Source organism: Pseudomonas sp. 8 R 14, assembly GCF_900005955.1.
Classification (GTDB): domain Bacteria; phylum Pseudomonadota; class Gammaproteobacteria; order Pseudomonadales; family Pseudomonadaceae; genus Aquipseudomonas; species Aquipseudomonas marginalis.
The window spans coordinates 42706-49255 of the sequence record NZ_CVTH01000073.1 but is presented as its reverse complement, the minus strand read 5'-3'; the positions used below and the strand labels follow the sequence as shown (position 1 = coordinate 49255).

Here is a 6550-nt window from a genome sequence, read left to right as displayed (position 1 = left end):
GTAAGCGTCCGGCAGACACACCTTGACCACACCATTCTCCCCCGTGCTCCTCAAAACCACGCTCATTTGCAAGGCTTTAGTAAGCGCTTGGTTAAGTCACCGTGGTTCGGAATTCGCGCTTAGAAAACTCAATAGATAGTGAAGTGGGACGCCTCAGACCTCGGCAGATGGTGCGGATAAGATAAAGATTCGGTCGTCTTGGATTACCAGACCCATTCTCCGCGCCTTAGCTTCGGTTATCAGCGCCCATTATCAGACTGAGGAGCTTTTTAGCAGGTCAACTCCGAGCGCGAGAACGTTCGTTCAGCTACTGCCCTTATGCTGATGAGGTTGCCAGATTTGCACGGGCCCACTCCTCAGCGGTCGTGACTTGAGTCGACTGCTGCGCGTTGAAAGTGCCTGCTTTAGGCCAGGCCACGCCTCTGCCCTGGGCGAACACAGCGCGGTACTTCTTGATGTGATGCGTTGGGTCTCTCTCCAATTCTTGGAGCAAGTACGGAACAGTCCACACGTTACGTTTGAACGGGCGACCCAGTACACGTTCGAGGAGGCTCGCAACCTCTCCGTACGTCACTGTATCTCCCGAGAGGTACACAATCTGATCGCGGAAGCGAGGTTCGAAGAAAACAATTTCCGCTGTCAACGCACCAATGTCTTCTGGAGTCGTGAGCGTCACGCTGGTCTCAAGACTGCCTAGCGCGTTCACGGTATCGTTTTCGAAGTCAACCACCTCGAATACTGGCTCGAATAGAAAGCTGGTGAACATACCCGTCGAGATGATTACCCATTCAGTTTTATCCTGGGCGCGAAGCAATTCGCGTACATCAAGCTGAGCATCGAACAGATCTTGAGGACTGCCCCGACCGATTACCTCGAAGTCGACACCAAACTGCCAAGGAAAGTAGCGCTTCACACCGGACTTGAGAGCTGCTGTAGCCAGCTTCATCGGGGTTTCCCGGCCTGCAACCATGCCTGCGCAGCCTATTACGGTATCGAACCGTGCGAACACTTCAGCCAACTGATCGATTGAATTATTCACGAGATCTGCGGCCACCATCTGGATGCCAAGATCTCGAAGCTCATCGATTTCGACCTTTTTCTCGGGCACCTGAGTGTTGATGGTCGAATCCCTGAGCAGGACGCTGATTGTGGAGCCGGGCGCGCGCTTTGCTACTCGCGCAAGATTGCGCAGAACCGGCAGCCCAAGCTCACCGGCGCCTAGAACGAGAATGGATTGGGGGGAAAGCTGGGTCACTTCGGTCATGATTTCTCCTGAGACCTGTTGCCTGTAAGATGAACAAATGCTTGCACGATTAGGCAACGTTCGTAAGAAGGCACACCTGTGATACCAGAGAATGAAATGACCGATCAGGAGGCTCTCAGCCAGGCAGAAACAATTTGCCGAACGCTTAGAGAAGACGATGATGGCGTCAGACGAGAAGTGCTTGCTCACGCAGGTAGCCGCTGGTCGTTAGGTATTCTGCATGCCCTGGGGGTTTACGGCACGATGCGCCATGCCGAAATAAAAAGGCAGATGACTGGGGTGACTCAGCGGATGTTAACCAAGACGCTACGCTCCATGGAGCGGGATGGGCTAGTGGTTCGGCGGGAGTTCGGTGAGATTCCGCCACGTGTCGAGTATGAGCTGACGCCGCTGGGTATGGGACTGTTGATCCGCATGTCACCTATCTGGACTTGGGTTGTCGAGAACGTTGAGGATTTCCGCAAGGCGCGGCGTATTTTCGACAGTCAGGATGACAAAAAACCCGCATGGCAAATACCTCCATCGACACCATTAGATTCAGACGCGTCGGACTGAATGTAGCTCATAGCGTGTTAGGAGCCCTGTGCCCATTGATGCGGTAGTAATTGGTCAATTGCACTGGCCCTCTGTGTCGGCAACCGCGTCAGTACATCCTTGAGATACGCGAACGGATCATGCCCATTCATGCGTGCCGATTGAATCAAGCTCATAATTGCCGCCGCTCGTTTACCGCTGCGCAGTGATCCGGCGAAGAGCCAATTCGAACGGCCAAGGGCCCAAGGCCGGATCGTATTTTCGACCCGATTGTTGTCGATGGGCACAGCACCATCATTGAGGTAGCGCGTCAGCGCTACCCAGCGTTTCAGGCTGTAATCCAGAGCCTTGGCTGTGGCCGAGCCCTCGGGCACAAGTTCGCGCTGAGCCAGCATCCACTCATGCAACTTCTCCGCGATAGGAATCGCCATTTCTTGACGTAATCGCCAGCGATCTTCATCGCTCATCTCTTTGGCCTTTCGTTCAACCTCGTATAGGCCGCCGATTGAGTGCAGCGCCTGTTCGGCCAGTTGGCTTTTGTTCGCCACATGCAGGTCGAAGAACTTGCGGCGAGCATGGGCCATGCAGCCGATTTCGGTGATGCCCCCTTCGAAGCCGGCCTTGTAGCCTGCGAAGCCATCGCAGACCAGCTTGCCGTTCCAAGTGCCCAGGAAGTTGCGCGCATGTTCGCCAGCACGGCTCGGGCTGAAGTCGTAGACTACCGCCTTCAGTGCCGAGAATGGTGTCGTGCAGTAGGCCCAGACATACGCTCGGTGCGTTTTCTTTTCACCCGGTGCCAGCATCTGCACGGGTGTTTCATCGGCATGGACGACTCGCTGGGCCAGCACTGCCTCGCGCAGTGCTTCCACGAGCGGTTGCAGTTGTACGCCGGTTTGACCCACCCACTGCGCCAGTGTCGAACGGGCGATGGGCAGCCCGGCGCGGCCGAAGATTTTCTCTTGGCGATACAGCGGCAGATGGTCGGCGAACTTGGCCACCATGATGTGGGCCAGCAGGCCTGCGGTCGGGACGCCTTTGTCGATGACGTGCGCCGGTACCGGCGCCTGGATTAGCGTTTCACACTGCTCGCAGGCCCACTTTCCACGGATGTGACGCTCGACGGTGAATACGCCGGGCGTGTAGTCGAGCTTTTCGCTGGCGTCTTCGCCGATGCGCTTGAGGGCGCAGCCGCACTGGCAGTGGCTGTTGTCCGGTTCGTGATGGATCAGTGTGCGAGGAAACTGCGGTGGCAGCGGTGCGCGCTTGGGTTGCTGGCGCACTTTGGCTTCGACAGGTGCCGGTTGCAGCGCCTCAAGTTCGGCTTCGATAGCGGCGATATCCGTATCGATCAAGTCGTCGAGCAGGCTGGCTTGATCCGGGCTCAACTGCTCGCTGCGCTTGGCAAACTTGAAGCGTTTGAGCAGCGCGATCTCGTGGGCCAGTTTCTCGTTGACCGACTTGTGATGAGTGATTTGCTTGTCCATTGTCTCGACGCGCTGGATCAACTGCGCCGCCAGGGCACGCAGTTGTTCAGGGTTTAATTGATCGAGATTTGGATGCAAAGTCATGCCGCCGATTTTGCCAGAGAGGGCTGATGGCGACGATAGACTGATGGGCCAATTGCGCTGGCAAGCACGCCATGGCAGATGTTAAAGCATCGAGATGATTCCGCCTGCACCGACGCGCTGCCAAGGTAAACCGAGCACCAGGGCCTGAAGTTGCTCGGCATCCAACTCAACTTCGGAGCCGTGTCGCACACCCGGCCAGAAGAAGCGTCCTTGATTCAAACGCCGGGCGGCAAGCCAAATCCCCACGCCGTCATGCACCAGCACTTTCATTCGATTGGCGCGGCGGTTGGCGAACAGATAGGCACAGTGCGGCTTCGCCGCACCGAACACCGCCACGACTCGTGCGAGCGCGGTTTCAGTGCCGGCGCGCATGTCCATGGGCTCGGTGGCGAGCCAGATGGAATCGACGCGGATCATCGCAGCAGGTCTCGTAGGAAAGCAGAACACGCCGCTGCATTTTCTGCTGGCCAACTCACCACGACTACACCTTTTGGATGCGGCACTTCGATTCGGATCGTGGCAGGAAGGGCCTGATGCATCGGCACCGGCGGCGAAGTCTTGACCGGGATGAAGGCAGTTTGCAGTGCCAGGTTTTTCTGCGCATGCACCCGAATCCATTTATGGACGAGGTTTGCATTGAGGTTGTGGGTCAAGGCGACATTGGCAATTGAAGTGTCAGGATGGGCGCACTCAGTAATGACCTGGGCCTTGAAGGACTTGGAATAGGAACGGCGTTCTTGTGGCATGGGCGTCCGCTTAAAAAGGCTAAAAATGGTGTCCACTTAAATTTAGGTGGACACCATCGCCTTAACCGATGGCATCAGGAAGATGTGTTGCTCGGACGGTTACTCCTTTAGTGCGGTGCGGCTGGGTCATAGAGAATGATGATACTCCAGTGATATCACCCTGCGTTTCAGATCGCTACTCTCGACGCTGGGGGGGCAGCCTAGTTCACCGGGACGTATTGGCAGCTTGCAACCTTGGCACAACGATGAGGTCGGAATGTAACCATCTTTTCCCGTCGGTTTTTCCTGACAAGCTGCTCATCCACTTTTAGTCAGGTACGATTTTGACGAATCATCAACAACTGAGATCGTGTCATGCAAGATGGCTATCCGACTACGAAAGAGGAGTTCGCAATCTGTCTTCGCAATTTCATGACCCTGGTTGCAGCCACGTCTTTCGAAGATGCTTGTACTCATGGTTTGACGCTAGATCAGCAGGCCCTCCAGGAGTGGATCGGTTACCAGAACAACCCTATCTCTCTTCTAGAGCAGCCTCTTTCAGCGCTCCTGGTACCCGTTCAGCAGTCCTGCCAGGCACTCGCGGCTTTTCCGAATGGCTATTTCACTTCGGATCTGGATCCCGCGAAAAACTTTGCCGTTGCGCGTCATTTTTCAGAAGCGCATGGCTATGAGTTGATGGGCGTAGGTGCTTCTTACATCGGCTTCATTCGTGCTGAACCGCCTGATACATCACTTGCTAACGTCGTAGCCAAAGACTTCTGTGCGCTCTATAACACTAGCGATGAAAACCTACCCGGACGTGTTTCCAAAGTTGCGCAGGCGATCTCCGGTCGGACGCATCTTTGGCTCCGTTACGTGGAGTGAGCTTCGTCGCATCCAAAGTCCGGCTGAATAGTTAACAAAGCTTGTGAGAGGTCTGGAGCTTTTTGCCGCCTCGTAGGAGGGCAGTATCCACACATCCACTAAAATCAGGCACATGATTGGCGCTGCTCGTTTTCCGCTACGTAACCTCAATTTCGTCTGATAGCTGTCGATATGGAGAGCAGCCGTCCCAAGCTCTGAACAATTTTAAGCCTGCCCAATTCCCGCTGTTTACAACTGCCTGCTGACAAAAAGGATTCTGTACATGCTTTTTTCCCTGCTCGACAAATTCTTCAATCGACCGCTAACTGATGAAGCATTTGCCAAAAAATTTATGGATTCGACTCGTAAAGCTGGCTTCAGCGAGAATCTGAATTTTGAGAAGAACGAGTTCCGCATCCGCCATGGGGATGGATCGTACTTCAATCTCCATAATGCCTTTCGCGACTATCAAAATGCAGACAAAGCACAGAAATCCGCCGTTCTGACCGGATACGTATCGACGCTGTTAGAGGCGGGTAGAAAAACCGAGACTGTGTTTGATAATGTCAAAGCACAGCTGCGTCCGGTGATTCGCAACCTTGCCATGCTTGAAGAAATTCGATTGGAACACGCCCGTAAAAATGGCGACAAGCAGTACGATTATGTTTCACAGCCTTTGGGCCGAGACTGCGTTATTCTGCTTGCTGTCGATTCGCCCGAGTCCACTGCCACCCTTACCAATGGCCCCGAAGCACATTGGGGTGTGACGATGGAAGAGGCGGTAAAGATCTCCATCGAGAACCTGCGTGATACGACAAACGAAGCCTTCGGGGAGATTATTCCAGGCCTATACGCTGGGGAGTGGGCGGATGGGTACGACACCAGCAGGGTGTTGTTGCCAGATGTCCTTCAGCGCGTGCCAGTTAAAGGTCGGCCAGTGTTCATGGTGCCCAGTCGAGACGTCCTGATGGTCACTGGAGACAAGGACGAACAGGGAATTCGTCAGATGGTAGAGCTTGCTTTCCAGGCTCTTGAAAGGGGGCGTGCTGTCTCTACCGATATTTACACCTACGAAGGTCGCGATATCATACCGTTTAACTGTGATGATGAAGGGGTCAGCAGTCGGTTGGTTACACTGGAGCATTTGCTGCTGCAGAGTAATTATGCCAATCAGAAAGAGTTGCTCGACAAGCTCAATCTGGAAAAGGGCATCGACATCTTCGTCGCCTCCTACAACCTCTTCCAAATGGCTGACCAACCAAACCAGACGGTATCGATGAGCGCCTGGACAAAAGGTGTGCTGACGCTGTTGCCCAAGACAGATCGCGTCGCGTTGGTTGATCCTGTTGAGGGTGGGGAAGCGACAGTCAAAACCGTCTCCTGGAGTGAACTTGAATCCGAGCTTGGCGATCTGCTGGCTACAGAAGCGGGCTATCCACGTCGCTATCGGACACTGGGATTTCCTTCGGTTGAGCAGCTTAATCGCCTGACTACCTTGTGATCAGTGCTCTACTACTCTGGCGCACTGCAATGGAGGTATCGCTGAGCTGGCAAAGCAGCAGTCGCAATTTATCATTACGATACACTCCCCATTT

General features: G+C 54.5%; 7 protein-coding genes. 3 read left to right on the top strand and 4 right to left on the bottom strand.

Annotated features, from left to right (window positions below):
- Window positions 1-316: 316 nt before the first annotated feature.
- Window positions 317-1264, bottom strand: a complete 948-nt coding sequence (locus BFQ01_RS18350) for an aromatic alcohol reductase (RefSeq protein ID WP_003173940.1) — start codon at window positions 1262-1264, stop codon at window positions 317-319.
- 96 nt (window positions 1265-1360) lie between these two features.
- Here BFQ01_RS18350 and BFQ01_RS18345 point away from each other — a divergent pair, with 96 nt between their 5' ends.
- Window positions 1361-1819, top strand: a complete 459-nt coding sequence (locus BFQ01_RS18345; protein WP_003429427.1) for a winged helix-turn-helix transcriptional regulator — start codon at window positions 1361-1363, stop codon at window positions 1817-1819.
- A gap of 17 nt (window positions 1820-1836) precedes the next feature.
- On the opposite strand, the gene BFQ01_RS18340 is transcribed toward BFQ01_RS18345, so the two are convergent.
- From BFQ01_RS18340 to BFQ01_RS32375, 3 genes are all read right to left on the bottom strand, one after another.
- Window positions 1837-3366: an IS66 family transposase gene (locus BFQ01_RS18340; protein ID WP_042944682.1), complete on the bottom strand. Its 1530-nt coding sequence runs from the start codon at window positions 3364-3366 to the stop codon at window positions 1837-1839.
- A gap of 81 nt (window positions 3367-3447) precedes the next feature.
- Entirely contained in the window at window positions 3448-3783 is a 336-nt protein-coding gene (gene tnpB, locus BFQ01_RS32975; RefSeq protein ID WP_003177794.1) for an IS66 family insertion sequence element accessory protein TnpB, read from the bottom strand.
- Window positions 3780-4112: an IS66-like element accessory protein TnpA gene (locus tag BFQ01_RS32375; protein WP_003173944.1), complete on the bottom strand. Its 333-nt coding sequence runs from the start codon at window positions 4110-4112 to the stop codon at window positions 3780-3782. The genes tnpB and BFQ01_RS32375 overlap by 4 nt, the downstream gene beginning before the upstream one ends.
- Window positions 4113-4466: 354 nt before the next feature.
- On the opposite strand from BFQ01_RS32375, the gene BFQ01_RS18325 reads away from it, so the two are divergent.
- Together BFQ01_RS18325 and BFQ01_RS18320 are read left to right on the top strand one after the other, a co-directional pair.
- The gene (locus BFQ01_RS18325; protein WP_256097760.1) at window positions 4467-4976 is read left to right on the top strand and encodes a DUF4253 domain-containing protein; all 510 of its coding nucleotides are present in this window, start codon (window positions 4467-4469) and stop codon (window positions 4974-4976) included.
- A gap of 262 nt (window positions 4977-5238) precedes the next feature.
- A complete protein-coding gene (locus tag BFQ01_RS18320) occupies window positions 5239-6456 on the top strand; it encodes a DUF1444 family protein (protein WP_065926369.1) in 1218 nt (405 codons plus the stop codon).
- Window positions 6457-6550: the final 94 nt, after the last annotated feature.

What these genes read in the sequence shown, in the direction of transcription:
- tnpB (WP_003177794.1), bottom strand. Translation starts at nt 3,783, where the DNA reads ATGATCCGCGTCGATTCCATCTGGCTCGCCACCGAGCCCATGGACATG.
- BFQ01_RS18325 (WP_256097760.1), top strand. Translation starts at nt 4,467, where the DNA reads ATGCAAGATGGCTATCCGACTACGAAAGAGGAGTTCGCAATCTGTCTT.
- BFQ01_RS18345 (WP_003429427.1), top strand. Translation starts at nt 1,361, where the DNA reads ATGACCGATCAGGAGGCTCTCAGCCAGGCAGAAACAATTTGCCGAACG.
- BFQ01_RS18320 (WP_065926369.1), top strand. Translation starts at nt 5,239, where the DNA reads ATGCTTTTTTCCCTGCTCGACAAATTCTTCAATCGACCGCTAACTGAT.
- BFQ01_RS18350 (WP_003173940.1), bottom strand. Translation starts at nt 1,264, where the DNA reads ATGACCGAAGTGACCCAGCTTTCCCCCCAATCCATTCTCGTTCTAGGC.
- BFQ01_RS32375 (WP_003173944.1), bottom strand. Translation starts at nt 4,112, where the DNA reads ATGCCACAAGAACGCCGTTCCTATTCCAAGTCCTTCAAGGCCCAGGTC.
- BFQ01_RS18340 (WP_042944682.1), bottom strand. Translation starts at nt 3,366, where the DNA reads ATGACTTTGCATCCAAATCTCGATCAATTAAACCCTGAACAACTGCGT.